We start from the raw sequence: 25,948 nt of genomic DNA, 5'->3' as shown, positions 1-25,948 counted from the left end.
CGGTGACCTGGCGTTCGCTCACTACCACGCTGCTGTCCGTGGTGGTGCGACCCACAGCCCGTCCGCTCGGGGCGGGCATCGTGGTGGCCTGCGCGTTCCTCGTCGCCGAGGTTCTCGCCGTCGTCGCGCTCAAACGGGTTGCGCCCATGAACGCTTTCGGGGCCCTACTGCTGCTGGGTGTGTTGGTCGTCTCCGCAGGTTGGGGTTTCGGCCTCGCCGTCGCGACGTCGTTCGCGAGCGCGGCGGTGTACGCCTATCTGCATCTCGAGGGCCGCGACAGCCTCGCGCCCGCGGTGGCGATCTTCCTGACGCTGGCACTGCTCACCAACGCGCTGGTCGGGCAGGCGCGGGTGCGGGCAGCCGAGGCCGAGCAACGCCGGCGGCAGGCCGACAGCCTCGCTGCGCAGCAGGCCGCGCTGCGTCGCGTCGCCACCCTGGTCGCGCGCGGCGCCGATCCCCCGGAAGTCTTCGGAGTCGCGGTCACCGAGCTGGCGCGAAGCCTGGCCGTCGATCAGGTCACACTGCTGAGATTCGAACCCGACGACACCTGCGTGGTGCTCGCCGCATGCGACCGGCCCGGGAAACCCAGTCTGTCGCCGGGCGAGCGGCTCCCCATGGCCGGGGACAGCGTCAGCACCAGGATTCGCCGGCTAAGCGCACCGGCCCGGATCGAGGACTACGACGAGGCGACCGGCCCGATCGCGAACCGGTTGCGCGCCCTGTGGGTGCGGTCGGCCACGGGCGTTCCGTTGATCGTGGACGGCGCAGTGCGCGGCGCGCTGCTGGTGGGGTGTCTGGATTCCGAGGCGATCGCTGCGGACCTCGACGCCCATGTCGGCGACTTCGCCGATCTCATCTCCACCGCCATCGCCAACGCTGAAACGCGGGCGGCGCTGACCGCGTCGCGGGCCCGGCTCGTCGCGGCGGCCGACGAGGCACGCCGCGGCTTCGAGCGCGACCTCCACGACGGCGCCCAACAGCGAATCGTGTCGCTGAGCTTGCAGCTGCGCGCCGCTGAGGCGGCCGCCGGCACCGACGACCTCCGCGATCAGCTGTCCGCAGCGGTGGCCGGCCTGGCAGACCTCTACTCGGACCTGCAGGAGCTGTCCCGCGGAATGCATCCCGCCGTTCTCTCCAAAGGCGGACTACCGGCTGCGCTCAAGGCGCTGGCACGCCGCTCGACCGTGCCGGTCGAGCTGACCGTCGAGGTGGACCGCAGGCTGCCCGAGTCCGTGGAGGTGGCGGCGTATTACCTCGCGGCAGAGGCGCTGACCAATGCCGCCAAGCACGCGCAGGCCGAGGTGGTCACCATCGAGGCCAGGCTCGAGGACCGGGCGCTGCGCCTGTCGGTCTGCGACGACGGCATCGGTGGCGCCGCCGCCGGGGCCGGCTCGGGTCTGATGGGTTTACGAGACCGCGTCGAGGCCCTCTCGGGCTCGCTCACCCTGACGAGCCCGCCAGGCGAGGGCACCCGCATCACCGCGACCATCCCGGTTGCCGAGCCCGCGCTGTCGTAGCGGGCGTTCTAGAAGTCCCAGTCCTCGTCCTCGGTGACCACGGCCTTGCCGATCACGTAGCTGCTGCCCGACCCGGAGAAGAAGTCGTGGTTTTCGTCGGCGTTGGGGCTCAGCGCCGACAGGATCGCCGGGTTGACGTCGGTCTCGTCGCGCGGGAACAGCGCCTCGTAGCCCAGGTTCATCAACGCCTTGTTGGCGTTGTACCGCAGGAACTTCTTGACGTCCTCGGTCAGCCCGACCTCGTCGTAGAGATCCTGGGTGTACTCGACCTCGTTGTCATACAGCTCGAACAGCAGCTCGTAGGTGTAGTCCTTGAGCTCCTGGCGGGTGTTCTCGTCGGTCAACGCCAGACCGCGCTGGAACTTGTAGCCGATGTAGTAGCCGTGCACGGCCTCGTCGCGGATGATCAGCCGGATCATGTCGGCGGTGTTGGTGAGCTTGGCCCGGCTGCTCCAGTACATCGGCAGGTAGAACCCGGAGTAGAACAGGAAGCTCTCGAGCAGGGTGGAGGCCACCTTGCGCTTCAGCGGCTCGTCGCCCTTGTAGTAGCGCATGACGATCTCCGCCTTGCGCTGGAGGTTTGGGTTCTCCTCGGACCAGCGGAACGCGTCGTCGATGTCCGCGGTCGAGCACAGCGTCGAGAAGATGTTGGAGTAGCTGCGGGCGTGCACCGACTCCATGAACGCGATGTTGGTGTACACCGCCTCCTCGTGCGGCGTGAGCGCGTCGGGGATGAGGCTCACCGCGCCGACGGTGCCCTGGATCGTGTCGAGCAGAGTCAGTCCGGTGAAGACCCGCATCGTGAGCTGCTTCTCGTGGGCCGTCAGCGTGTTCCACGACGGGATGTCATTGGACACGGGCACCTTCTCAGGCAGCCAGAAATTGCCGGTGAGGCGCTCCCACACCTCGGCGTCCTTCTCGTCCTGCAGGCGGTTCCAGTTGATCGCGGAGACACGGTCGATCAGCTTCATTCCCTCGGACACCTGGACCCCATTTCGCCGGATTTCACCTGTGTGAGCTGTTCTACAGGCCGCCACCGACAGTACAACTTGTTGGGTCGCAAAACGGGTTCCGACGCCACATCTTGTGGTGGCGTGTCGCATCCTCACCTCGGGGACGCCATCGGTCATTAGGCTCACCGCCATGTCATCGGGCGCGCCGCCACAGGAGGTGCGGTTCTGCCGCAGTGCGGACGGCACCCGCATCGCGTACGCAATACACGGCAGCGGCCCACCGCTGCTGCTCACCACGTGCTGGCTCAGTCACCTGGAGTTCGACTGGGAGAGCCCGGTGTGGCAGCACTTCCTGCGGGATCTGGGCAGTATCGCGACGGTCATACGCTATGACGAGCGCGGCTTCGGCATGTCGGACTGGAACGTCACCGACTTCAGTCTGCCCACCCGCGTCGCCGATCTGGCGGCCGTCATCGACGCGGCGGAGGTACCGCGCTGCGCCATGATCGGGATGTCGCAGGGCGGTCCGGTGGCCATCGCCTACACCGCGGACAACCCGGACCGCGTGAGCCGCCTCATCCTCTACGGCACCTATGGCGTGGCACGCCGTGACGATGAGGCCGTCGACCTGGAACACGCTTTTCAGCAATTGATCAAAGTGGGGTGGGCGCGGCCCGAGAGTACGTTCCGCCGGGTCTTCACCGACCTGATGATCCCGGGCGCGTCACCAGTTCAGGCCGGTTGGCTCGACGACCTGCAGGCGCGGGCGACCTCGACGGAGAATGCGATGCGTTCGCGCGCGGCTCGCGCGGAGGTGGACGTGGGTGCGCACTTGAGCCGGATCACCGCGCCGACGCTGGTGGTCCACGCTCGGGGCGACCGCATGAACCCGTTCGCCGATGGGCGGGAGCTGGCGGCGCGGATCAGCGGTGCGCGGCTCGTCGCGCTCGACAGCGCCAACCACATCACCCTCGCCGACGAGCCCGCCTGGGAGGTCTTCGTCACCGAAGTCACCGCGTTCCTCGCCGGTGAGGGCCTGCACCCACCCAGCTCGCCTGCCGCCCTGCAGACTCTGACCAGCCGCGAGCTCGAGGTCCTGCGCCTGGTGAGTCAGGGCCGGGACAACGCGGAAGTCGCCGCCGCCATGGCCCTGTCGATCCGCACGGTCGAGCGTCACCTGACCAGCGTCTACACGAAGTTGGGCGTGGCGGGCAGGTCCGCCCGCGCGGCCGCCGTCGCCCGCCTGCTCAGCCGTTGACCTGCGTGCCGGCCGCCATCGTCGCCGCCGAACACCCACCCGAAGTCGGCGGTCGACACCGATTCCGCGACACCCACGAATTCCTAACGTTCCCTGTGTCAGCACACCGCTCACAAGGGAGACGAGATGAACACCGACCGCAAAGCCGCACTGACGGTGACCACCGGACTGGAGGACCCCGAAAAGGTGACCGTCGCCTTCCTGGTCGCCGTCGGCGCCGCGGAGTCCGGGCGCCCCACCATGATGTTCCTGGCCAAAGAGGCCGTCCGGCTGGTGGTGGCGGGCGTTGCCGTCGCCACGGCCTGTGAGGGATGCCCGCCGCTGTCAGAGCTGATCGAGCGCTATCGCAGCGCCGGCGGGCGCTACCTGGTGTGTCCGCTGTGCATCAACGCCAAGAAGCTGGACCCGGCCACCTTCATCGAGGGTGCAGAGGCCGGTGGAACTGTGCAGCTGTGGGAGTGGATCGGCGATGGGGCAACGACATTCAGCTTTTGAAGCGATGCGGCGCCGACGTCGCCGTGGCCGTCCGCGCCGCGCTGCTGAGCGGCCGCCCTCAGGCGACCTGTTCCCGCCGCGTGACGCCTTCGTGCAGCGGCAGATCCGGGTCGATCCGGATGCCCAGCACCTCGCAGGTGCCGTTGATCGAGCCGAGCATGATCGTGGTCAGATAGTCGACGAACGTCTCCGCAGGCAGCCGTCGCGGCGTGTCCTGCTGGGCGCCCAGCCACCAGTCCGTCGCCGACGCAGCGGCCCCGAACGTGGCGAATGCGGCCAGCTCGAACGCCGCACCGTCGAGCTCCATGTCCTGCAGCTCGTGGCTGAACATGTCGGCCATCGCCAGCGTGATGTCGCGGCCCTCGTTCACCGCGCGGATCGCCGATTCGCTTTCGGCGAACCGGCTCTGCATCAGGAACCGGATCACGTTCGGGTGTTCGTCGACCAGCCGCACGTACTGCTCCACGGCCCGGCGGATGATGGTGTGCGCCGGGTCGGTCGAGACGTTGATCGACGGGAAGATGGCCGACCACAACATGTCCCGCATGCGCTGCCCGATCGCCTGGAACAGATCCGATTTGTCGGTGAAGTGCCGGTAGATCTTCGGCTTGGCCGTGCCCGCCTCTTCGGCGATCTCCCGCAGCGACACCTCGGGGCCCTGTCGGTCGATCGCCCGGAACGCGGCGTCGACGATCTCGGACCGCACCTTCTTGCGGTGTTCGCGCCAGCGTTCACTGCGGGCGTCCACCTTGACGCCCGGCTCTTCGGCTGCGCGCCCTCGTGGCCCTCGTCGCACGCGGTCACTCTACCCGGTGTAATACGGCTGACCTGCCCTGACCGCGCGACGCGGCGCGGGCGTCACGAACACATCATCACGGCCGTGCCGCGCGGCGAGCCCCGGAATCGGTACTATCTCGAGCGACAGCCGCGCAACGAGACGAGAGATATGACGCAGCGATACGACCTGGTCATCGCAGGCGGGGGGCCGTCCGGATCGGCAGCCGCATGGCAGGCCGCCCAGACCGGAGCGAACGTGGTGGTGCTCGACAAGGCACAGTTCCCGCGGGCCAAACCGTGTGGTGACGGCCTGACCGCGCGCGCCGTGAGCTACCTGCAGAAGATGGGACTGGCCGACGAGGTGGCCACCTACCACCGGGTCAACAGGGTGACCGTCTACAGCCCCAGCCGCTGGGAACTGTCGTTCCCGACCCGGCCCGGTATGCCCAACCACGGACACACCGTCAGCCGCGAGCACCTCGACACGACGCTGCTCAAGCACGCCGAATCCGCCGGGGCCGAGGTGCGCCAAGGCGCAGAGGTGGCCGGGCCGGAGGTCGACGCCAACGGACGCGTCATCGGCGTGGTTCTCAAGAGCGGCGAGAAGGTCTACGGCGACGCGGTGATCGCCGCCGACGGCGCCTACTCCCCCATCAAGCGAGCGCTGAAGATCGACTCCGAGTACAACGGCTATTCGGCGATCGCGATCCGCTCGGAGATGCCGGCCAACCGCGCGGACTCCGACAGCCTCGACATCTATCTCAAGCTGCAGTTCCAAGGTGACCAGCTGCCCGGATACGGCTGGGTCTTCCCGATGGGCAACGGAATCTTCAACATCGGCCTGGGCTACGTCAACAGCTACAAGAACTGGCAGTCGATCAACGCGACGCAGTTCCTCGGCGACTTCCTGCGCACGCTGCCCCGCGAATGGGACCTGCCGCCCATCGAGGAGCTGAAGAAGAACAAGAGCGTGCGCGCCTGGCGGCTGCCCATGGGCTTCACGGCGTGGCCGGCGTGGCGCCCGGGAGTGCTGTTCACCGGCGACTCGCTGGGCGCAGGCAAGCCCGCCTCCGGCGCTGGCATCTCCAAAGCGCTGGAATCCGGACTCGCAGCCGGTGAGTGCGCGATCGCCGCGCTGACCAACGGCGGCCCGGACGACTTCACCAACTACGGCCAGCGCATGGAAGCCGCATGGGGCCGGGAGTACAAGCGTGGCAGGTACTTCCACAAACTCGCGGGAATCCCCGCGGTCGCCAACAACGGCATCAAGCTGATCGACAACGCCTTCTTCCGCGACCGGATGCTCAAGGCTCTGTACAAGAAGGCCCAGGGCCCCCAGCACACCTACTGAAACCACCCCGCCGCAACGTCGGCGCCCCGCCGGGTGTTGGAGTGACAGTCCACACCCGGCGGTGTGGTTTTCACCAGCAGGCACCCTCTCGACCCCGCGATCACTAGACTCCCCGGCGTGCGGCCCGCGAACAGCCTGGCGAACGGCGTCGTCGGCCGCGCCGCCGCGACGCGCACCGCACTGTGGGCACTCACGGGCGTTCTGCTCGGATATCTGGCCGTGATCGCCGCCTGGCCGCAACTGCGCGAACGGTTGCCGACGGGGATTCGCTGGTTCGGGGCACCGAACTCCGCGGTCACCATCGGGATCGTCGTCACGGTCATGATCCTGCTCGGCCTGACACTCGCCCGCCGCTCGCCGGGCCGGCGGTCGGACGCTCCGGTCGCCATCGTCGCAGCGCTGGCGGTCGGCACGGCCGTCCTGGGCATCGCCTCCTACTGGCGCTGCCAGGACGATCAACATCCCGACGTCTTCACCCCACTGCTGTGGACGGCCGCCCTGGTCAAAGGAGGCGATCCCGCCCGCAGCCTGAGCGGCGGCAGCTGCCCCTCTCCTATGCCGGTGGCTCTCAACATCGCCCAGATCTCCGCTCTGGCAGCGCTGTTCATGTCGATCGTCGGCGTCGCGATGGCGCTGTTCCGGTCCCGATTCGACCGCCTCCGAGTGCGTCTGGCGCGCTCGGTCACCGTGGTGGTCGGACTCGACGAGGACTCGCTACCTCTGGTGCGGGCGGTGGCGCACACGGTGCGACGGGGCCGCGTGCCGGTGGTCATCACCGACAACGACGACAGCGACCTCGCCGCGCTCGCGCGCGCCGCCGGCGCCCGCGTGCTCGCCGTTGCTGTCGACCAGCCCGAACCGCTTGTCGCACTGCCCCTCTGGCACAAGATCGACCGGCTCTACCTGCTGGGGCCGGATCCGTCGACGAACCTCCTGCGGTTGCGGTGGATCACCGCGCACGGCGGGGACGAGCGGCAGCGAATCCCGTTGATCGTCCGGATCGACGACCCGTGGCAAGCCGCGGCGTGGCGAGCCCAGCACTTCGGCGGCGCGCACAACCGCTGGGCGGCGGACACCGTCGGAATCTACGAGGTGACCGCACGCCGCCTTCTCGACCGCATCCTCACGGGTGCCCGCGTGCAACGACTACTGGTGTGTGGCTCGTCGCAGCTGACCACCGCGCTCTGCGCCGACATGCTCACCCGGCGACTGGAACTCGAGTACCGCGGCCGCGGACACCTCCCCGACCTGCACGTGGTCACCGGCGATGCGATCCAGCACCGACGCGACTACGAATTCACCTGCGACCAACTGGGCCATCCCGACCGAGCCTCGGACGTCATCGCCGTCGATGCCGACCCCACCTTCGACACGGTGAGCGAACTGATCGCCGGCGGCGATCCGACGACGACAGCCCTGGTGTTCGTCGACAGCGCCGAGCACACCTCGACGGCCACCCGGATCGCAGCACGCCTGCCCGACACCGTGATCCACGTGCACAACCCTCTGGCCGACGCCACCCAGGAACGGGTCGCGGTCGTCGGGCGCCTCTACACCTACCGACTCAGCCTCGACCTTCCCGGCGGTCAGGCGCACGACGCCTGGGAACGTGCCGCGGCGTTGATCCACGACCGCTACGTCGGCGATGCCGGCACCGGAGCCACCGCGGTTCCGTGGAACCGACTCGACGAGTTCTATCGCGAATCGAATCGTCGACAGGTGCGCAACGCGTTGTGGATCGTCGAGAAGATCGGGGGGCACACCTGGAACTGCTGGGGACACCCGTTCGACGGCGTGACACCGGCCGAGCTGAAGGGCCGGCCACCTGCAGAGCAGTTGCGTCGCCTGGGTTTCGACCGACCCACGGCCGAGGCGATGGCGCGTGCCGAACACGAGGACTGGTGCCGGTACTACCGCGGCCACGGCTGGCGGTTCGGAACGCGCCGTGACGACCGCACCAAGGTGCACGACAAACTCATCGACTGGTCGCAGGTCTCGTCCGAGCCCGCACTGCTCGACGACGCGTTGCGCAGTTTGGCCGCGACGCTGATCACGTTGCGGGAACTGGGATATCGCTCCCTCCCGGCGCCCGCAGCGGGCTGGGCGCCGTATCGCAGAACCGGCGCGGTGCTCGCCGAGCAGCGCCCGGCCGGATGGACGTGGACCGCACCCGACGGATCGACGTTGACGGCGCAGGCCGGGGACTGGGAAGTGCGCGAGGAATCGGGTGGTGCGCCCTGGTCGGTGCGTGACGACATCTTCCACGCCACCCACCGCCACCTCGGTGGGCGACGCTGGCGCCGCACCGGCACCGTACTCGCTCGGCCCGCGCGCGACGGCGAGGCCGTCGAGACCCTGGAGGGGTCGATCACCGCACCCGGCCAGTCATGGCTCGTGCAGGGTGACCACGGCGACGTCTGGGCGGTGCCCGGCGACGAGTTCCGGCGTCGCTACGAGCCGGTGACTCAGGACAGGTCGAACGCGGCAGGGAAATGATCGGGCTGCACCTGCCGTGCCGCAGCGGCCACTCCGATCCGGGACAGTTGTGCGAGGTTGCGCGGATTGTCCATCGCGTACAGCTCGTCGCAGGCGGCCTCATCCAGGTTCAGCCCGAGATTGGCTCTGAGCCACTGCGACTCGAGAGCCACCTCGTAACGCAGATAGCTGATCATGTCGGGGCCACCGCCGAGCCGATCGTCGCGCAGATCCCCGACTTCGCCGTCGATCGACCACGCCGTCGGACTCGATGACATCCATTGCAGCACAGCCTGTCCCAGCCAGTTCGCGTCCGCCATGATGGACAGCATCGACTGCGCGGCCAGGACGACCGCCGGCATGTCCATGACGTCGGTGGCCGGCATCTGCACCGGGCGCAGTCCGGTGCCCGCGGACACCAGCAGCAGCCTGTCGGCGCCGAACGGCCACGACAATCCGTAGCCGCCGCACGTCGCGAGCATCAGCATCTGCAGCGCGGGGTTGTTGTAGGGACTCACCCCGCCGTCGACGAAGGCTCCGGAGGTGCCCGGCGCGATGTGCAGCAACTCCGGTTCGAAATAGTGCGGCGCGGCGGTGCTCGCGCGAACGATGTTGCGCAGCAAGAAATCCTGGTTCGGATAGCTGCCATCGTCGCCGGCGAAATACCTGCCCCGCGGGCTGTTGTGCAGGAGCCACGGACTGCCCGTGTCCAGCCGTTTGGTCATCACCATGAGCCCGGTGCGCACCTCGTCACCGCCGAGCGTGACGTCACCGAAGTGCCGGTCCAGGGCGTCGAGCAGCGGCTCTTTCGGGAACTTCGCACCGAGCAGCCCGAAGCGCAGCAGGCCTTTGTCGAACACCTTGTCGCCCAACGAGCGGTACAGCTCGACCAGCTCGTCGACCGCGAAGCCGAGCGCCAGCCCCGTCGCGATGATCGAGCCGGTCGACGTCCCGCCGATCAGGTCGAAGTAGTCGGACAGCCGGAAATCAGGATCGCCGCCATGACGGTCGCGCAGGATCTCCTCGATGCGGGCGAGGTAGCCGAGCGTCAACGCGCCGCGGATGCCGCCGCCGTCGAGGGCGAGGATGCGCTTGGGTCCATCGCCGAGGAGGTGCTCGTCGCGCGTGCGGTGCTGCATGGTCACCTCTCAGTCCGGTGCGATCGGGAGATCAGGGCATCCGGGCATGTAGTCGATGTCCGGTGACACCCACTCGTTCCATTGCCTGTGGCTCATGTTCGCGGTGAGCTTGGCGCACAGATCGTTCGGCGAGGCGGAAGCGGTGTGCACCCGTATGGTGGCGTCGTTGCTCGCGGTCGCGAAGCCGGCACCGTCGGGGTTGTACGCAACGCTGGTGACCCGTTGTTGATGACCGCCATAAGGATCTGCCAACTGACGACCGGTCGCGACATCCCAGAGCCGGGCGGTGGTGTCTGCGCTACCGGTGATCAACCGGGAGCCGTCGGGGCTGAAGGCGAGGTCGAGCACCTCGTCGGTGTGCCCGGCGAGGGGTTCCCCGATGGTCTCCCCGGTGCCCGGGTTCCATCTGCGGACCGTGGTGTCGTCGCTCGCGGACACGAGCAGGGTTCCGTCGCCGTTGAACACGAGTCTGCCCACCCTGTTCGTGTGGCCCTCCAACGTCACCTGCGACGACTGCTCGTCCCCGCCGATCGGCAACACGTACACGCTGTATTCGGACCTGCGGCTGGTTGCCGCGCGATCCCATGCCGGTGACAAGGTGATCGCTTCGATGTCGGGGATCGCCTCTCCGATTCGTTCACCGGAACCGGCGTCCATCACGCTGGCGTTGCCGGCCCAGTCGAGCACGCTGAGCCGACTTCCGTGCTGGTTGAACTGCAATGTCCGCACGGATGCCCTCTCGCTGGTCTCGAACCGTCCGACCTGCTGCCGCGACCCCAGATTCCACACCACGACCGTTCCGCTGTCGCCACCGGCCGCGAGCAGGGTGCTGTCCGGGCTGAAAGCCAACGCGTACAACGGGACTCCGACATCGAGGGGTCGGCCCAGCAGCTGATGGCTGACGGGATCCCACAGCCGGACGGTGCCGTCCTCGCTCGCGCTGGCCAGGAATTCGCCGTCGGGGCTGTAGCCGATGTCGCGAACTGCGGCGGTGTGCCCCAGCAGCGGTTGGCTTTTCATCGGGTCCCAGATGCGCACCGTGCCGTCGCGGCTGGCGCTGGCGATGTGTCGACCGTCGGGGCTGAAGCGGATACCCCAGACTCTGCCTTCGTGGCCGAACAGGGCGTTCCATTCGAATGCCCCGGTCTCGGCGTCCCACAACCGCAGTGAGGAGTCGGCGCTGCCGGTGGCCAGCACCTGGCTGTCGGGACTGAACGACACCGCCGTCACCGAGTTGAAGTGACCTTCCATCGGTTCACCGACAGGTTCGCGCGTCTGGGCATCCCAGAGCATGAGTGAATCGCCGCCGCTGGCGAACCGACGGCCGTCGGGCCGAAATGCCACATCGTTGACCAAGCCCCCGGCGTCGATTCGTGGCCCCACCGCCGTTCCTGTCGCGGCGTCCCACATCTGCAGGGTGCCGTCCTCACTTCCGGAGAGCAGTTGGCGGCCGTCGGGGCTGAATGCGAGCGCACTCACGTACTCGCCATGCCCGCTCGGGATTTCGCGTACTGCGGAACCGCTGGCCGTATCGATGATCTGGATCACCCGATTCTCGCCCACGGTGGCGAACCGATCACCGTCCGAGGTGAACGCGATCGTGGTGAGAATCTCGGTGTCGCTGTCGATCTCGTGTGTCAGTGACAAGCCGTCCGCTGCGAAGATGCGTATGGTCCCGGCCCCGTCGACCGTCACCAGGGAATCACCGTCCGGGCTGTAGGCCACATGCGCCATGCCGGTGTGATCGGGCATCGGATCACCGATCGGCTGCCCGGAATCGGCATCCCAGACTCGCACGTATCCGTCGACCCCCGAAGCGGCGATGCGTCTGTTGTCGGGACTGTAGGAGACATCGACCATGAGCCCCTGTGCAGGGATGATCTTGGCGGTGTTGCCGTCCTGTTCGACGATGGTCGTCAGCGCATAGTCATCAGGTGTAGCCGCCAGCTCGCGTGCGACCAGCAGCTGCTGCAGTGCCCGGGTGTCGGTGCCCCCACGGGTGCCTTGCATCATCGCCAGGGCGTCGCTGGTCAACCGGGCACTCGTCGCTTCGCGGAACTGCCGCTGCGCTTCGTTGCTGGCGGAGTTCGCCCTAACGAAACCGATCGCGGCGATCACCGCGACGATGGCGGTGACCGCCACCACGGCACGCAGTACGCGGCTGCGCTTGCGCAGAGTTGCGGTGTGGCGCTCGGCCACCGCCTGCTGCTCCTGGGCGTAGCGGGCTCGTTCCTGGGCTGCGGCCAGCTCATCCTGACGGCGGCGCTCCTCGGCCTCGCGGCGTTGCGCCTCGCGCGCATGGGACGCATCGAGGTAGTCGTGGATCTCGGCGAGTCGTTGCCTGAACTCCGGTTTGTTCGCCAGCACGGTGGCGTCTGCGAGCCGGGTGCCCTCCAGCAACCAGGCGGGGTCGTGTCCGCTCGTTCGCCAGGACTGGGCGCTGCGGATCACGTCGTCGGCGTCGCGCAGGTCCTTGTGCTCCTCGCGGAGCCAAGCCGCAAGCTGCCCCCACTGTCGCAGGAGGCTTTCCAGGGCGACCTCGACCACCGGGGTTCCACCACGAACGTCTTTGACCATCAACCGTTCTGCGACCATCGCGTCGATCAGCGGGCGGCTCTGCGGTGGCAGATCCGACACCTTCGCCACCCGCCGCATGGGCTGCCCGCTGTCGGGGTTGATCGTCGCGAGCCATGGGATGAACGCCTGCCGCAGGATCTGAAGTTGTCGGGTGCGCTCGTTCGGGTCACGCGACAGGACCTGGTCGATCTCGGTTTCCACCACGCGCAGCATCCCGCCCAGGCTGTCGTAGTGACTGGAGGTCAGTTCGCCTGTGCTCCCGTAGTCGGCGTAGAGGCGCGCGAGGGTCAACGCCAGCATCGGCAGGGTGTCTGCGCCGACTCCGGCGTCCGTCAGCAACCGATCCACCAGCTCGGGATCGATCCGTAAGGGCCGCCCGTTGCCGCTGGCGCGTTCCGCGGGTCCGACGATGACCTCTTTGAACTGGGTGGGCGGCATCGGTTTGAGTTCGTCGAACAGGGCGGTACCCAACCCGCTCAATTGCGGGTGCGTCTGCAGGGTCTCGAATCGGTCCGTGCGGATCGTGGCCGCGACGAGGAGCCCGAGGTCGGCGCGGTTGACGCTGTCGATCACCTGCCGCAGCAGAGCCAGGAACCTCTCCCCGCTGTCGCTGGTCTCGGCGTTGAACAGTTCTTCGGCCTGATCCAGCGGCAGCACCAGCGTGGGAGCCGAAGCGTCCCTGTCGTCACCGCGCTCGAGCAGTCTGTCGGCCGCGACCTGCCGAATCTCGGACACCCATTGCGCGACCGCAGCCGCATCGCCCGCTGCGCAGGCCGCCTTGATCTCACCGAGGCTGGGCGCTGAGAGACCGAGCTGGGCGCGGGTCGAGCAGATCGATGCCGCGAAGCCCGCGTCCCCGGAGAGCACGTCACGTTCGGGGCGCACGATGTCCATCACGACGAATCTGCGGTCTTCGCGCCGCAACCGCGGCAGCAGTCCGGCGCGCAGGAAGGACGACTTGCCGGTGCCCGACGGTCCCAGGACCACGAACAACGACGTCACGGCGGACAATCGCATACCGCGCAGGGTGTCCAGGGCGCGCACGATCTGGGCGTCGCGGCCGAAGAACACCGCTGCGTCGGCTTCGTCGAGCGGTTCCCATCCGCGGTAGGGCGCCCGGCCGGGATCCCCCGGTGGCGGCCACACGAACGAGTCCGCTCCGATGCCGGCGCCCCGGATTCCGTCGCGCAAGCGATAGAGCCCCGCGGTGGAGAACTCGACCGGGTCGCCGTCACCGACATCGATCGACGTCTTGGGCCCGTCGCCGAAAAGGTCGCAGCGTTGCCATTCTGACGTGAGGTCGTTCCCCGTGGACGGTTCGAGACGCACGACGAAGATCTGCTTGTTGAGATTCTCGGCGGTGCGGTATTCGACCTTGCACTCGTGGGAGGCTTCCCAGTTGCGCGAGAGCAGGCAGACGACCGCCTCACACCTGTTGTTAGCTTGCCGTAGCGCGTCTTTCCAGCGCGTGCCTGTCTGAAGACCTGTCTGGGCATCGACATCGAGAAAGATCTCGTTTGCCAGTGGGGGCGCCTGGTCGACCAGCCACTGCTTGAGTGCGATCGCCTCGCGGGTGTCTCGACTCGAATGACTGAGAAAGATGCGTGACACGTGCTCGCCCCCCCGACAGGATTTGACGTTCAGGTAAGGCTAGTGCAGTCGTCGTTGCTGCGATCGATGATCGAGGTGCGAAAGCTGGTCCTGTCGGGGTGCGGCGTTACCGTCGCGACATGGAGCAACGCATCAGCTTGATCACGCTCGGTGTCGACGATCTCGCGCGGGCCCGCCGGTTCTACGAAGACGGCCTGGGCTGGCAGCCCCACGACGCCCCCGAGGGCGTGGTGTTCTATCAGCTGCCCGGTATCGCGTTGGCGTTGTTCGGCCGCGCTGATCTCGCCGAGGACGCCCACCATCCCGTCGACGGCCGGTTCAGCGGCATCACCATTGCGATCAATCAGCGCTCCGAAGCCGACGTCGACGCCGTGCTCGAGCAGGCCGTCGCCGCGGGTGCGACGCTGCTCAAGCCGGCCGAACGAGTGATCTGGGGTGGCTACTCGGGCTACTTCGCCGACCCCGACGGGCACGTCTGGGAGGTGGCACTCAACCCGGCGTGGACGATCAACACCGACGGCACGCTGACGATCTAGCGCACCGAGGCACCGATGATCTCGTCCGCCACCCAGCGCGCGACGCCCTGCGGGTAGGGCGCCGAGAGCATCAGCACGAGGTGCTCGAAGCCGGCATCGACCGCTTCGACGATTGCTTTCCGGGTGTCCGCGGGGCGCTCGTAGGACACCGGCAACGCGATGGAGCGGCGAATCTCGGCCGGGTCCCTCCCGATGTCCGCGCAGTAGCGATCCAGCATCGCGCTACGGTCGGCGGCGTCGGCGATGTCACCGCCTGGAATGTTCCAGATGTCCGCGTGCTCGGCGACCACCCGCAGTGTCGCAGCGGCTCTGCCACCGATGACGATCGGCGGGTGGGGCCGCTGGACGGGCTTCGGGTTGCCGAACGCTCCGGTCACCCGGTGGTGGGCGCCGGCGAAGTCGAATGGGGCATCAGCGGTCCACAGCCGTCGCATCATGGCGCAGGCCTCGGCCAGGCTCGCCACCGCATCGTCGGCGTCTGAGTACGGCAGGCCGTGCGCGTCGTATTCACGCCGAGCGAGGGGGTGGCTGGGCCGCGAACCGGCGCCGATCCCGAAGTCGAGCCGCCCGGCGGACACCACGTCGACCGTCGTCGCGATTTTCGCGAGCATTGCCGGAGGCCGGAAGCGGTTGCTTGTCACGAGCAGCCCGACCCGTAATCGCTCGGTCTGCGCGGCAAGCGCCGACAACAGAGTCCATCCCTCGAAGATCGGGCCGTCGAGGCTGCCCGCGATCGGCAGGAGGTGGTCGAACAACCACGCCGAGGCGATGTCGGGCACGCCATCGGCCTCGAGCCACACCCGCAGTACGTCGCGGTAGTCGACCTGTTGCGGGGCGGTCATGAGTCCGAACTCTGGGTGCGACACGGCGTCGGTCCTTTGTCTCGTGGCCCGGTCGGGCTGGCATGATCGGAAACGGAACACTGTTCCCGTTCGAACGATACGGAGCGATGTTCCGTTTTCGCAACCCCGACGAGGGAGGGCCATGGCCGAGGCAGAGGGGCCACGCAAGCGGGCCGATGCGAGGCGCAACGAGCGCACCCTGCTCGACGCCGCCGCAGCGGCCTTCGTCGAGTCCGGCGTCGAGGCACCCGTGCGGGCCGTCGCCGCCCGCGCCGGTGTCGGCGTGGGCACCATCTACCGCCATTTCCCCACTCGGGCAGACCTGGTCATCGCCGTCTTCCGGCATCAGATGGAGGGCTGCGCTGTGGCGGGAAGCGCTCTGCTACAACAGCATTCGCCATATACGGCGCTGCAACTGTGGATCGACATGTTCGTCGACTTCCTCGTCACCAAGCACGGCCTGGCAGCGGCCCTGCAGTCGGACAACGCCCAGTTCGAGGCTCTGCACACCTATTTTCTCGACCGTCTACTGCCCGTCGCGACCCGACTGCTGGAGGAGGCAGCCGTCGCGGGCGAGATCCGGGCAGACGTCGATGCGTATGAATTCCTGAGGGGCGTCGGCAATTTGTGTGTCGGAGCGGAGAAGGATGAGCGGTATGACGCACGCCGGGTGGTCGGCTTGCTCGTCGCAGGCCTCACCGCGTCGCGCGCGCCGATGGTCTGAGTGCGCGCCCGACGTCAGCGACCCCGGCGGCCCGGCTTGCCGGGCTTGCCCGGCTTGACGGGCTTGTCGGGCTTGCGGGCGACCTTGCCCGCAGCGGCCCGCGCGGCTTGCTTGGCCAAGGTCTTCTCGCGCGCGGTCCGCTTGGGGGCCGGCTCCGTCTGACCGCGCGAGGAGCCCGGCTTGCGGCCGCGAACGACGCCGATGAAATCGTCGACGAGTGCCGATTGCGGCCCCTCGGGCACGGCGAGCGCGACGGCACAGGTGGGCGCGTCGGCGATGGGCCGGAAGGTGACGTCGCGGCGGTGGTGCAGCCGCGCCAGCGATTGCGGGACTATCAGCACGCCCGTTCCGGCGGCGACGAGTTCGATTGCCGCTGCGGTGTTCTCGGGTCGATGGGCGGCGGGGTCACCGGGTGCGTCGGGCCAGTCGACGACGTCGTCGTGAGGCACGAGCCGTGGTTCGTCGGCGAGGTCGGCGGCGGTGATCTCGTCCGCGGCGCTCAGCAGGTGATCCGCTGCGACGACGGCCACGGTGGTCTCCTCGTAGAGCGGAATGACCGCGAGCCCTACGGTGTCGGTGGGCAGGCGGAGCACCGCGACGTCGACGGCACCGGCGCGCACCGCGTCGGCGGCGTCGGCCGCGGGGATCGTCGTGAGCTCGAGCCGGACTCGCGGATGGCGCTGCGCCCACTTACGAGCCCATTTCGCCGGCGTCCCTCCTGGGACGTAACCGACGGTGAGCGAGGGCGGATGCACGGCCTCAGGCTACCGATACCCTGAGCGGCATGAGCAGGCCCAATTCGCAGTCGATGAAGCCCGCCACGGCGGCCAAGAAGTTGGACGTCTACCTGCCGGCGACGCCCGAGGACTTCCAGAGCAGCGCCATCACCCGCGACGAGCTCGCGGCGCTGCAGGCCGATCCACCGCCATGGCTGCAGGAGCTGCGCAAGAACGGCCCGCACCCGAAGAACCTGGTGGCGGCCAAGCTCGGTGTGTCGATCGCGGGGCTGGCCCGCGGCGGGGTCACCGAGGCGCTGACCACCGAGCAGATCGACGCGTTGCTGGCCGACAAGCCGGACTGGCTGGTGGCCGAACGCGAGAGCTACCAGAACGTGCTGCGCGAGGAACGACGGCTCAAGGCGTTGCGCGCGGAGCAGGCCGCCGGCGATTGACCGCCGAAAGTGAAGTGTCATACGCCCGTCGCGGCGTGTCGCGTATGACACCGCACTGTGGTCGGGCGTCAGCTACAGCATGCAGCTGACGCAACCTTCCACCTCAGTGCCCTCCAAGGCCATCTGCCGTAGCCGGATGTAGTAGAGCGTCTTGATCCCCTTGCGCCAGGCGTAGATCTGCGCCTTGTTCACATCGCGCGTGGTGGCGGTGTCCTTGAAGAACAGCGTCAGGCTCAGCCCCTGATCCACGTGCTGCGTGGCCGCGGCATAGGTGTCGATGATCTTCTCGTATCCGATCTCATAGGCATCCTGGTAGTACTCCAGGTTGTCGTTGGTCAGATACGGCGCCGGGTAGTAAACGCGACCGATCTTGCCTTCCTTGCGGATCTCGATCTTGCTCGCCACCGGGTGGATCGAGCTGGTCGAGTGGTTGATGTAGCTGATGGACCCGGTCGGCGGAACGGCCTGCAGATTCTGGTTGTAGATGCCGTGCTCCTGCACCGACTCCTTGAGCCGCTTCCAGTCGTCCTGGTTCGGGATCCGGATGCCGGCGTCGGCGAAGATCTGCCGCACCTTGTCGGTGGACGGCTCCCACACCTGGTCGGTGTACTTGTCGAAGAACTCCCCCGATGCGTACTTGGAGCGCTCGAACCCGCCGAACGCCCGACCCCGTTCGATCGCAATGCGATTCGATGCCCGCAGCGCGTGGTAGAGCACCGTGTAGAAGTACATGTTGGTGAAGTCCACGCCTTCTTCGGACCCGTAGAAGATCCGCTCGCGGGCCAGATACCCGTGCAGGTTCATCTGCCCCAGACCGATGGCGTGGGATTCGTTGTTGCCCTGTTCGATCGACGGCACCGACGTGATCGACGTCTGGTCGCTGACCGCGGTCAACGCGCGAATCGAGACCTCGATGGTCTGCGCGAAGTCCGGCGAATCCATGGCCTTGGCGATGTTCAGCGAGCCGAGGTTGCAGGAGATGTCCTTGCCGACCTTGGAATACGAGAGGTCGTCGTTGAACTCCGACGGCGTGGACACCTGCAGGATCTCCGAGCACAGGTTGCTGTGGGTGATCTTGCCGTCGATCGGGTTGGCCCGGTTCACCGTGTCCTCGTACATGATGTACGGGTAGCCGGATTCGAACTGGAGCTCGGCGAGGGTCTGGAAGAACTCGCGTGCCTTGATCTTGGTCTTGCGAATCCGCGCGTCGTCGACCATCTCGTAGTACTTCTCGGTCACCGAGATGTCGGCGAAACCGACGCCGTAGACCTTCTCCACGTCGTAGGGCGAGAAGAGGTACATGTCCTCGTTCTTCTTCGCCAGCTCGAACGTGATGTCGGGGATGACGACACCGAGCGACAGCGTCTTGATGCGGATCTTCTCGTCGGCGTTCTCGCGCTTGGTGTCGAGGAACCGGTAGATGTCGGGATGGTGGGCGTGCAGGTACACCGCACCGGCGCCCTGGCGGGCACCCAGCTGATTGGCGTAGGAGAACGAATCCTCGAGCAACTTCATGATCGGGATGACGCCCGAGCTCTGGTTCTCGATGTTCTTGATCGGCGCGCCGTGCTCGCGAATGTTGCTCAACAGCAACGCCACTCCGCCACCGCGCTTCGACAGCTGCAGTGCCGAGTTGATGGAGCGACCGATCGACTCCATGTTGTCCTCGATGCGCAGCAGGAAGCAGCTCACCGGCTCGCCGCGCTGCTTCTTGCCCGAGTTCAGGAACGTGGGGGTGGCCGGTTGGAAGCGGCCGTCCATGATCTCGTCGACCAGCTTCTCGGCCAGCGTGGTGTCGCCGGACGCCAGCGTCAGCGCCACCATCACCACACGGTCCTCGAAGCGCTCGAGGTAGCGCTTCCCGTCGAACGTCTTGAGCGTGTAGGAGGTGTAGTACTTGAACGCGCCCAGGAACGTCGGGAACCGGAACTTCTTGGCGTACGCGCGGTCCAGCAGCGTCTTGACGAAATTGCGCGAGTACTGGTCGAGCACCTCGCGCTCGTAGTACTCCTTCTCGATCAGGTAATCGAGCTTCTCGTCCTGACTGTGGAAGAACACCGTGTTCTGGTTGACGTGCTGCAGGAAGTACTCCCGCGCCGCCTGCACATCCTTGTCGAACTGGATCTTGCCGTCGGCGTCGTACAGATTGAGCATCGCGTTCAGGGCGTGGTAGTCCATCTCGCCCGGAAGCGCGTGCACGCCGGTGGTTACAGGTTCTGCAGCTGTGACGGTTGGTGGCACGTCTGGTCCTTCCAGAAGTCTTGTAATCCTGCGCGAACGGCGAACACATCGTCCGTCGTCCCCATGAGTTCGAACCTGTAGAGAAACGGGACGCCGCACTTACGTGAGACGACGACCCCGGCGTAACCGAATTCGGCGCCGAAATTGGTGTTACCCGCGGCGATGACGCCGCGGATCAACGACCGGTTGTGTTCGTTGTTGAGAAAAGCGATCACCTGTTTGGGGACGTATCCCCCGCAATCGGGATCGGGGCCGTTGGCGTGCCCGCCGCCATAGGTGGGCAAGACCAGCACGTACGGCTCGTCGACCTGGATGCGCTCCTTGAGAGGGATCCGGATGGCGGGCAGTTCCAGCTTCTGCACGAACCGATGCGTGTTCTCCGACACGCTCGAGAAGTAGACGAGGTTGCTCACGCCTCTGCTCCTCTCGGTCGATTCGTCGGACAGGGGTCTCTAGGCGGTGACGGCGGATGCGCCGGCGAGCGCCTTGATGCGGTCGGGACGGAACCCCGACCAGTGGTCGTTACCGGCCACGACGACCGGCGCCTGCAGGTAGCCGAGGGCCATCACATAGTCCCGCGCTTCCGAATCCACGCTGATGTCGACCACGTCGTAGGCCACGCCCGCCTTGTCGAGTGCCTTGTACGTGGCGTTGCACTGCACACAAGCCGGCTTGGTGTACACGGTGACAGTCATTTGCGGGCTCCCTCAGCGAAAGTTTTCATCAACAACGGGCGTTTTCCTGGTCACTACGCACCCCAGCCGGCCGGGCGATTCACCCTCCCTGGTCTCAACGTCGATCCGGGAGGGGAACTTCCCCCCGGAACCCCGCCGAGCGCAGATCGCGTCTCTCGTCGCTCTCCACCCTAGGGCACTAGATGTTGTGCCTCGTTAGTAGAGCACACACAAGATGATCGTAATAACACGTTTGGAATTTTGCCTGGTCACCGCGGTGTGTCGCGGCGATTCTGGCGTGTCGCAGATCACATGAAGGGCCTAGCGCATCCATGCGACAGGTCTACCAGCACCCACCGACAACACCGGCATTTCCGGAGCAAGGCCGACGACACTTCAGCAAACGACGCCGCCCGGCTTTGCATAGGGAGCAAAGCCGGGCGGCGTCGGTGACGTGTGACTCAGCCGATCTCGGCGACCAGCTTGCCGACGATGTCGCGCAATTTGGCCACGACCTCTGCACTCTCCCGCGGATGCTTGCCGTCGAGCGACGCCGCGGGCAGCGACAATTCGAGATCCTCCACGACGCGCGGCCCGGCGATCCCGAACGACTTGCGCGTCTCGTCGTGGGCCCACACGCCCCCGTACTGGCCCAGAGCGGCACCGATGACAGCGACCGGCTTGTCCTTGAGGGCGCCGTTGCCGTACGGCCGCGACAGCCAGTCGATCGCGTTCTTGAGCACGCCCGGGATGCTCCCGTTGTACTCGGGGGTGACGACCAGTGCCGCGTCCGCACCGGCCGCCGCCTCCCGCAGCGCCGCGACCGGCTCCGGCACCGGCACCGGCACCGACTCAGGCTCCGATGCACTGTCGATGTCCTCGTTGTAGAACGGCAGCTCGCCGAGACGATCGAACCGCTGCAGCGTGACCCCCTCGGGTGCCGTCTCGGCCGCCAGATCGGCCAGCTGCCGGTTGATCGACTCCTTCCGCAAGCTGCCCACCAGGACCAGAACCGTGCTCGGCGCCATGTCATCTCCTTTGAGTTCTCGGTGATCGTCGACCTCGATACTTGCGCAGTGTAACCGGACCACGGTCCGATTAATTCCCGCTGAGTTAGAGTTGCCAGGTGAGCGGCTCTGATGGGCTGACGACGCTGTCGGTCAGCGATTCCGGCCCCCCTGAGCGGGGTGACGCCGCGCGGAACCGCGCGTTGCTGCTGGATGCTGCACGTCGCCTGGTGGCCCAGCACGGCGCCGAGGCCGTCACCACCGACGACATCGCCGCGGCCGCCGGCGTCGGAAAGGGGACGCTGTTCCGCCGGTTCGGCAGTCGCGCCGGATTGATGATCGTGCTGCTCGACGAGGACGAGAAGGCCCAGCAGCAGGCCATCCTGTTCGGTCCGCCGCCGCTGGGTCCCGGCGCCGCCCCGCTGGACCGGTTGATCGCCTACGGCCGCGAACGGCTGTGCTTCGTCAACAGCCACCACGCCCTGCTCTCCGACGTCGGCCGGGACCCCCAGATGCGCTTCAACGCGCCGATGATGTTGCACCATCGCCACGTCCGCGTACTGCTCGAGGAGGCCGGCACCACCGGTGACCTCGACGCCCAGGCCACCGCGCTGCTGGCACTCCTCGACGCCGATTACGTCCGCCACGAAACCACCGACCGTGGCCGCACGCTGGACCAGCTGGGCGACTCATGGGAGACGCTGGCCCGCAAGATCTGCGGGACATGACCGTCCGGGGACGATCCGGTGGGTGGATTCTGCACGTGGACGCCGACCAGTTCCTCGCCTCGGTCGAACTGCAGCGCCGCCCCGACCTGGTCGGGCTGCCCGTCATCGTCGGGGGCAACGGCGATCCGACAGAGGCCCGCAAGGTGGTCACCTGCGCGTCGTACGAGGCGCGCGCGCACGGCGTGCGCGCGGGGATGCCGCTGCGGGTGGCGGCGCGACGCTGCCCCGGGGCCACGTTCCTGCCGTCCGATCCCGATGCCTACGACGCCGCCTCCGAGCGGCTGATGACCGCGCTTCGCGATCTCGGCCTCCCTGTCGAGGTGTGGGGTTGGGACGAGGCCTACGTCGACGCAGGGCAGGCCGACCCGTTCGCGCTGGCCCGACGCATCCAGGAGACGATCGCCGCCGAGACCGGGCTGACGTGTTCGGTCGGCATCAGCGACAACAAGCAGCGAGCCAAGGTGGCCACCGGCTTCGGCAAGCCCGGCGGGATCGCGGCACTCACCGACGAGAACTGGATGGCGACGATGGGCGACCGACCCGTCGACGCGCTGTGGGGCATCGGTCCCAAGACGGCCAAAAAGCTTGCTGCGATGGACATCACGACTGTCGCCGAGCTGGCGGCGACCGACGCCCAGGTTCTGACCGCGACCTTCGGCCCGACCACCGGCCTGTGGATCCTGCTCCTGGCCAAAGGCGGTGGCGACACGACGGTCAGTGCCGCCCCGTGGATACCGCGCTCCCGCAGTCATGTCGTCACCTTCTCCGAGGACCTCACCGATCGGTCCGACATGGCCGCCGCGATCACCGACCTCGCGCAGCAGACGCTGGCCGAGATCGTCGAGCAACAGCGGGTGGTGATCCGGGTGGCGGTGACGGTGCGGACCGCGACGTTCTACACCCGCACCAAGATCCGCACGCTGCCGGCACCGACCGTCGACTCCGACACCGTGGTCGCCACCGCGCTGGCCCTACTGGGCGACTTCGACCTCGAGCGCCCGGTGCGACTCCTCGGCGTCCGCCTGGAGCTGTCGATGAGCGACATGGCAACCGGCGGAGCCCCTGTCGGTGCCGGGAACTAGCGTCGGTTCCGATGTTGCAGACCGTCGCGGTTCGCGGATACCGCTCACTTCGAGATCTCGTACTGCCCCTGCGTCGGCTGACCGTCGTCACGGGCGCCAACGGCACCGGCAAGTCCTCGCTCTACCGGGCGCTGCGTCTGCTGGCCGACTGTGGTCGCGGCGAGGTGATCGGCTCCTTCGCCCGGGAGGGCGGCGTCGAATCGGCGCTGTGGGCCGGGCCTGAACATCTCGCCGGCGCGCGACGCACCGGCGCCGCCCAGGGTGGGCCGCGCACCCGCTCGGTGTCCATCGAACTGGGTTATGCCGCCGATGATTTCGGCTACCTGGTGGATTTCGGCCTGCCCCAGGCGGTCGATTCGGCGTTCACCCGCGACCCGGAGATCAAACGCGAGTTGGTCTTCGCCGGCCCGGTCGCCCGCCCGACCACGACACTGGTGCGTCGCGTGCGAGGGATGGTCGAGGTCGCCTCCGACGACAGTCGCGGCTTCGACGAACTGTCGCGTAACCTGCCCGCGCACCGTAGCGTGCTCGCCGAATGGGCCGGCGCCGCACCCGAACTCGTCATGGTTCGGGAACGGCTGCGGGACTGGCGGTTCTACGACGGTTTCCGCGCCGACGCCAACGCCCCCGCACGGCGGCCCCACGTGGGAACACGCACCCCCGTCCTCGCCGATGACGGCTCGGATCTGGCAGCGGCGATACAGACGATCGCGGAGACCGGCGTCGACGACCTCGATCACGCCGTCGCCGCCGCGTTCGACGGCGCGACGGTCTCGGTATCGGTCACCGACGGACTGTTCGACCTCCGTGTGCACCAACGCGGCATGCTCCGGCCGCTGCGCAGCGCCGAGATCTCCGATGGAACACTGCGTTTCCTTCTCTGGACAGCTGCGCTGTTGAGTCCGCAGCCGCCGTCGCTGATGGTGCTCAACGAACCCGAGACCTCACTGCACCCCGACCTGCTCCCCCCGCTTGCCGATTTGATCTGCGCAGCCGCCGCGACGACCCAGGTGATCGTCGTGACCCATTCCGCAGCACTTCGAGAGCGGCTCGCCGCGGCGTCGGTCGGCGAAGACGAGACCACCGAAATAGAACTCGTGAAGGACTGGGGCGAGACCACGATCGACGGCCAGGACCTGCTGACCACTCCGCCGTGGGACTGGGGGCGCCGCTGAGGCTCAGCGGCGCCGGGCCGGCGGCCGCAGCGCCCGGGTGAACAGCACGTTCACCCGTGTCATCGCAAACGCGTACGGACCGAAGAAGAATCGCTTGGCGAAGTACAGCGCGCGGATGTCCACCGACGTGTAGATCAGGTACTGGTTGCGCACCACGCCTCGCAGGATCTTGTCGGCCGCCTTCTCCGGTGACACCGCATGCCCGCCGAAGCGGTCTGTCCACCACTGCACCCGCGGATCCTCACGGTCCACGCCGACGATCTGAACCGACTGCACCAGAGGGGTTTTCACGGCGCCGGGCACCACCACGGACACACCGATACGGTGGCGCGCCAGGTCGAAGCGAAGCACCTCGGACAGGCCGCGCAAGCCGTACTTGCTGGCCGAGTACGCCGCGTGCCACGGCAGGGCCACCAGACCGGCCGCCGACGAGACGTTGACGAGGTGGCCACCGCGCCCGGCCGCCACCATCGGCGGCACGAATGTCTCGATGACGTGGATCGGCCCCATCAGGTTGACGTCGATCATCGACTTCCAGTGCTGATGGGTGAGCTTACTGACAGTGCCCCACGCGGATACACCCGCGATGTTCATCACGACGTCCATGGCGCCGTGCGCGGTGTGGATGTCGGTGGCGAACGCCGTGACCGCGTCGAGGTCGGTGATGTCGAGCGCGCGGTGCGCCGCGACGACCGCACCCAGCGCCCGGGCATCGGAGACGGTGGCGGCCAATCCGTCGGCATTGCGGTCGGTGAGGTAGAGCTCGGCGCCCTGGGCGGCCAGTTTCAGTGCGGTTGCGCGTCCGATTCCGCTCGCCGCACCGGTGAGCAGGCACCGCTTGCCGGCAAAACCGTCGCCGAATCCCATGGCACGGACCTTACCGGCGGAGTCGGCCTCACCGATCCGACAGGTCGTCTCCGCCCCACAGTCCGTGACGCCACAACCGCTCGGCGATCTCCACAGCGCGGCCCGGCTCCGTGTCGCGTCCGACGAAAGCACTGTCGCGAGCGAGCGTCATCGAAGTGACGGCGACCAACGTCCGCACCAGCGCGGTCAGATCGTCGGACACGGGCCGCCGCCCCGCATCCTGTTCGACCAGTCCGACGATCTTGTTGACGACGGTGTCCTGGAAGTCGTCCATGATCTCGCGGATCTGCGCGTCGGTGCTGCGGGCGAGGTTGCACGCACTCATGATCGGGTCGTTCGACGCGAACACCGCTGCGGCGTACCCGACCATTCGCTTGGCGAAGGCCGACGGCGACTCCCCCGGCTCGCGCGGAGCGAAGTCGTGGGTGAGCTGGTCCAGTTCGGCCATCGCCTCGGCCACGATCACGGCGAGCACGGCGTACTTGGAATCGAAGTAGAAGTAGAAGCCCGACCGAGCCACGCCGGCGCGCTCACTGATCGTACTGACGGACAGATCGGCGAACGACCGTTCCTGCAGCAGCTGACGCACCGCGGAGATGATGGCCTCCCGCTGGCGGTCACCGCGAGTTCGGCGGGGATCGCTGCTGACAGGATCGGCGGTCATGGCCAACAACCTTGGCATCGCGATGCGCAGGACACAAACTCCGCCAAACTTGACAGCCGTCAAGTGGGTCCGACAGGATGGTCT

23 protein-coding genes are annotated in these 25,948 nt (G+C 67.4%); 11 read left to right on the top strand and 12 right to left on the bottom strand.

The features are described from left to right. Positions 1 to 2: 2 nt before the first annotated feature. Complete coding sequence (locus MHN84_RS07415; RefSeq protein ID WP_241203996.1) at positions 3 to 1,517, top strand: GAF domain-containing sensor histidine kinase; 1,515 nt, start codon at positions 3 to 5, stop codon at positions 1,515 to 1,517. Positions 1,518 to 1,525: 8 nt separating this feature from the next. Here the strand turns inward: MHN84_RS07415 and nrdF are convergent, their stop codons facing one another. Beyond that, the gene (gene nrdF, locus MHN84_RS07410; protein ID WP_255730095.1) at positions 1,526 to 2,488 is read right to left on the bottom strand and encodes a class 1b ribonucleoside-diphosphate reductase subunit beta; all 963 of its coding nucleotides are present in this window, start codon (positions 2,486 to 2,488) and stop codon (positions 1,526 to 1,528) included. 172 nt (positions 2,489 to 2,660) lie between these two features. Between nrdF and MHN84_RS07405 the strand changes: the two genes are divergently transcribed. Together MHN84_RS07405 and MHN84_RS07400 are read left to right on the top strand one after the other, a co-directional pair. Continuing rightward, the gene (locus MHN84_RS07405; protein WP_241203994.1) at positions 2,661 to 3,728 is read left to right on the top strand and encodes an alpha/beta fold hydrolase; all 1,068 of its coding nucleotides are present in this window, start codon (positions 2,661 to 2,663) and stop codon (positions 3,726 to 3,728) included. 126 nt (positions 3,729 to 3,854) lie between these two features. Next, entirely contained in the window at positions 3,855 to 4,223 is a 369-nt protein-coding gene (locus MHN84_RS07400) for a DsrE family protein (RefSeq protein ID WP_241203993.1), read from the top strand. 58 nt (positions 4,224 to 4,281) lie between these two features. Here the strand turns inward: MHN84_RS07400 and MHN84_RS07395 are convergent, their stop codons facing one another. After that, the gene (locus tag MHN84_RS07395) at positions 4,282 to 5,019 is read right to left on the bottom strand and encodes a TetR/AcrR family transcriptional regulator (RefSeq protein ID WP_241203992.1); all 738 of its coding nucleotides are present in this window, start codon (positions 5,017 to 5,019) and stop codon (positions 4,282 to 4,284) included. A gap of 150 nt (positions 5,020 to 5,169) precedes the next feature. On the opposite strand from MHN84_RS07395, the gene MHN84_RS07390 reads away from it, so the two are divergent. Beyond that, positions 5,170 to 6,351: a geranylgeranyl reductase family protein gene (locus MHN84_RS07390; RefSeq protein ID WP_241203991.1), complete on the top strand. Its 1,182-nt coding sequence runs from the start codon at positions 5,170 to 5,172 to the stop codon at positions 6,349 to 6,351. A gap of 117 nt (positions 6,352 to 6,468) precedes the next feature. Then, positions 6,469 to 8,847 carry a hypothetical protein gene (locus MHN84_RS07385; protein WP_241203990.1) on the top strand — a complete coding sequence of 793 codons (2,379 nt, stop codon included), beginning with the start codon at positions 6,469 to 6,471 and terminating at the stop codon, positions 8,845 to 8,847. On the opposite strand, the gene MHN84_RS07380 is transcribed toward MHN84_RS07385, so the two are convergent. Continuing rightward, positions 8,817 to 9,965 carry a patatin-like phospholipase family protein gene (locus MHN84_RS07380; protein WP_241203989.1) on the bottom strand — a complete coding sequence of 383 codons (1,149 nt, stop codon included), beginning with the start codon at positions 9,963 to 9,965 and terminating at the stop codon, positions 8,817 to 8,819. The genes MHN84_RS07385 and MHN84_RS07380 overlap by 31 nt on opposite strands. 9 nt (positions 9,966 to 9,974) lie before the next feature. Further along, a complete protein-coding gene (locus MHN84_RS07375; protein WP_241203988.1) occupies positions 9,975 to 14,153 on the bottom strand; it encodes a TIR domain-containing protein in 4,179 nt (1,392 codons plus the stop codon). A gap of 119 nt (positions 14,154 to 14,272) precedes the next feature. On the opposite strand from MHN84_RS07375, the gene MHN84_RS07370 reads away from it, so the two are divergent. Next, a complete protein-coding gene (locus MHN84_RS07370) occupies positions 14,273 to 14,689 on the top strand; it encodes a VOC family protein (protein ID WP_241203987.1) in 417 nt (138 codons plus the stop codon). Here the strand turns inward: MHN84_RS07370 and MHN84_RS07365 are convergent. Then, complete coding sequence (locus MHN84_RS07365) at positions 14,686 to 15,531, bottom strand: LLM class flavin-dependent oxidoreductase (protein WP_241203986.1); 846 nt, start codon at positions 15,529 to 15,531, stop codon at positions 14,686 to 14,688. The two genes, MHN84_RS07370 and MHN84_RS07365, sit on opposite strands and share 4 nt — an antisense overlap. A gap of 142 nt (positions 15,532 to 15,673) precedes the next feature. On the opposite strand from MHN84_RS07365, the gene MHN84_RS07360 reads away from it, so the two are divergent. Further along, positions 15,674 to 16,255 carry a TetR/AcrR family transcriptional regulator gene (locus MHN84_RS07360; protein ID WP_241203985.1) on the top strand — a complete coding sequence of 194 codons (582 nt, stop codon included), beginning with the start codon at positions 15,674 to 15,676 and terminating at the stop codon, positions 16,253 to 16,255. 14 nt (positions 16,256 to 16,269) lie between these two features. Here MHN84_RS07360 and MHN84_RS07355 read toward each other — a convergent pair whose 3' ends face one another. Further along, positions 16,270 to 17,010 carry a LysR family substrate-binding domain-containing protein gene (locus MHN84_RS07355; protein ID WP_241203984.1) on the bottom strand — a complete coding sequence of 247 codons (741 nt, stop codon included), beginning with the start codon at positions 17,008 to 17,010 and terminating at the stop codon, positions 16,270 to 16,272. A gap of 29 nt (positions 17,011 to 17,039) precedes the next feature. Between MHN84_RS07355 and MHN84_RS07350 the strand changes: the two genes are divergently transcribed. Beyond that, a complete protein-coding gene (locus MHN84_RS07350) occupies positions 17,040 to 17,426 on the top strand; it encodes a DUF5997 family protein (RefSeq protein WP_241203983.1) in 387 nt (128 codons plus the stop codon). A 72-nt stretch (positions 17,427 to 17,498) separates the two neighbouring features. Here MHN84_RS07350 and nrdE read toward each other — a convergent pair whose 3' ends face one another. From nrdE to MHN84_RS07330, 4 genes are all read right to left on the bottom strand, one after another. Beyond that, entirely contained in the window at positions 17,499 to 19,667 is a 2,169-nt protein-coding gene (gene nrdE, locus MHN84_RS07345; protein WP_241203982.1) for a class 1b ribonucleoside-diphosphate reductase subunit alpha, read from the bottom strand. Beyond that, positions 19,634 to 20,080 (bottom strand): class Ib ribonucleoside-diphosphate reductase assembly flavoprotein NrdI, encoded by a 447-nt coding sequence (gene nrdI / locus MHN84_RS07340; protein WP_241203981.1) that lies wholly within the window; start codon positions 20,078 to 20,080, stop codon positions 19,634 to 19,636. The genes nrdE and nrdI overlap by 34 nt, the downstream gene beginning before the upstream one ends. Before the next feature lie 39 nt (positions 20,081 to 20,119). Then, a complete protein-coding gene (gene nrdH / locus MHN84_RS07335) occupies positions 20,120 to 20,362 on the bottom strand; it encodes a glutaredoxin-like protein NrdH (protein ID WP_241203980.1) in 243 nt (80 codons plus the stop codon). A 440-nt stretch (positions 20,363 to 20,802) separates the two neighbouring features. After that, positions 20,803 to 21,369 (bottom strand): NAD(P)H-dependent oxidoreductase, encoded by a 567-nt coding sequence (locus MHN84_RS07330; protein ID WP_241203979.1) that lies wholly within the window; start codon positions 21,367 to 21,369, stop codon positions 20,803 to 20,805. A 98-nt stretch (positions 21,370 to 21,467) separates the two neighbouring features. On the opposite strand from MHN84_RS07330, the gene MHN84_RS07325 reads away from it, so the two are divergent. From MHN84_RS07325 to MHN84_RS07315, 3 genes are read left to right on the top strand one after another with little or no spacing between them, the layout of a single operon-like run. Beyond that, a complete protein-coding gene (locus MHN84_RS07325) occupies positions 21,468 to 22,076 on the top strand; it encodes a TetR/AcrR family transcriptional regulator (RefSeq protein ID WP_241203978.1) in 609 nt (202 codons plus the stop codon). Next, positions 22,073 to 23,158, top strand: a complete 1,086-nt coding sequence (locus tag MHN84_RS07320; protein ID WP_241203977.1) for a DNA polymerase IV — start codon at positions 22,073 to 22,075, stop codon at positions 23,156 to 23,158. The genes MHN84_RS07325 and MHN84_RS07320 overlap by 4 nt, the downstream gene beginning before the upstream one ends. An 11-nt stretch (positions 23,159 to 23,169) precedes the next feature. Next, on the top strand, positions 23,170 to 24,333 hold the full coding sequence (locus tag MHN84_RS07315) for an AAA family ATPase (RefSeq protein WP_241203976.1): 1,164 nt from the start codon (positions 23,170 to 23,172) through the stop codon (positions 24,331 to 24,333). 3 nt (positions 24,334 to 24,336) lie between these two features. On the opposite strand, the gene MHN84_RS07310 is transcribed toward MHN84_RS07315, so the two are convergent. Then, positions 24,337 to 25,200, bottom strand: a complete 864-nt coding sequence (locus tag MHN84_RS07310; RefSeq protein ID WP_241203975.1) for an SDR family oxidoreductase — start codon at positions 25,198 to 25,200, stop codon at positions 24,337 to 24,339. A gap of 28 nt (positions 25,201 to 25,228) precedes the next feature. Further along, positions 25,229 to 25,864 carry a TetR/AcrR family transcriptional regulator gene (locus MHN84_RS07305; RefSeq protein ID WP_241203974.1) on the bottom strand — a complete coding sequence of 212 codons (636 nt, stop codon included), beginning with the start codon at positions 25,862 to 25,864 and terminating at the stop codon, positions 25,229 to 25,231. Positions 25,865 to 25,948 lie beyond the last annotated feature (84 nt).

This window comes from Mycobacterium sp. PSTR-4-N, from assembly GCF_022348085.1.
Taxonomy (GTDB): domain Bacteria; phylum Actinomycetota; class Actinomycetes; order Mycobacteriales; family Mycobacteriaceae; genus Mycobacterium.
This window is presented reverse-complemented; position numbering and strand designations above follow the sequence as displayed.

Excerpts from the sequence above, each read along its gene's own strand:
- nrdF (WP_255730095.1), bottom strand. The coding sequence starts at position 2,488 with ATGAAGCTGATCGACCGTGTCTCCGCGATCAACTGGAACCGCCTGCAG.
- MHN84_RS07405 (WP_241203994.1), top strand. The coding sequence starts at position 2,661 with ATGTCATCGGGCGCGCCGCCACAGGAGGTGCGGTTCTGCCGCAGTGCG.
- MHN84_RS07400 (WP_241203993.1), top strand. The coding sequence starts at position 3,855 with ATGAACACCGACCGCAAAGCCGCACTGACGGTGACCACCGGACTGGAG.
- MHN84_RS07390 (WP_241203991.1), top strand. The coding sequence starts at position 5,170 with ATGACGCAGCGATACGACCTGGTCATCGCAGGCGGGGGGCCGTCCGGA.
- MHN84_RS07380 (WP_241203989.1), bottom strand. The coding sequence starts at position 9,965 with ATGCAGCACCGCACGCGCGACGAGCACCTCCTCGGCGATGGACCCAAG.
- MHN84_RS07370 (WP_241203987.1), top strand. The coding sequence starts at position 14,273 with ATGGAGCAACGCATCAGCTTGATCACGCTCGGTGTCGACGATCTCGCG.
- MHN84_RS07365 (WP_241203986.1), bottom strand. The coding sequence starts at position 15,531 with ATGACCGCCCCGCAACAGGTCGACTACCGCGACGTACTGCGGGTGTGG.
- MHN84_RS07360 (WP_241203985.1), top strand. The coding sequence starts at position 15,674 with ATGGCCGAGGCAGAGGGGCCACGCAAGCGGGCCGATGCGAGGCGCAAC.
- MHN84_RS07350 (WP_241203983.1), top strand. The coding sequence starts at position 17,040 with ATGAGCAGGCCCAATTCGCAGTCGATGAAGCCCGCCACGGCGGCCAAG.
- nrdH (WP_241203980.1), bottom strand. The coding sequence starts at position 20,362 with ATGACTGTCACCGTGTACACCAAGCCGGCTTGTGTGCAGTGCAACGCC.
- MHN84_RS07330 (WP_241203979.1), bottom strand. The coding sequence starts at position 21,369 with ATGGCGCCGAGCACGGTTCTGGTCCTGGTGGGCAGCTTGCGGAAGGAG.
- MHN84_RS07320 (WP_241203977.1), top strand. The coding sequence starts at position 22,073 with ATGACCGTCCGGGGACGATCCGGTGGGTGGATTCTGCACGTGGACGCC.
- MHN84_RS07315 (WP_241203976.1), top strand. The coding sequence starts at position 23,170 with ATGTTGCAGACCGTCGCGGTTCGCGGATACCGCTCACTTCGAGATCTC.
- MHN84_RS07310 (WP_241203975.1), bottom strand. The coding sequence starts at position 25,200 with ATGGGATTCGGCGACGGTTTTGCCGGCAAGCGGTGCCTGCTCACCGGT.
- MHN84_RS07305 (WP_241203974.1), bottom strand. The coding sequence starts at position 25,864 with ATGACCGCCGATCCTGTCAGCAGCGATCCCCGCCGAACTCGCGGTGAC.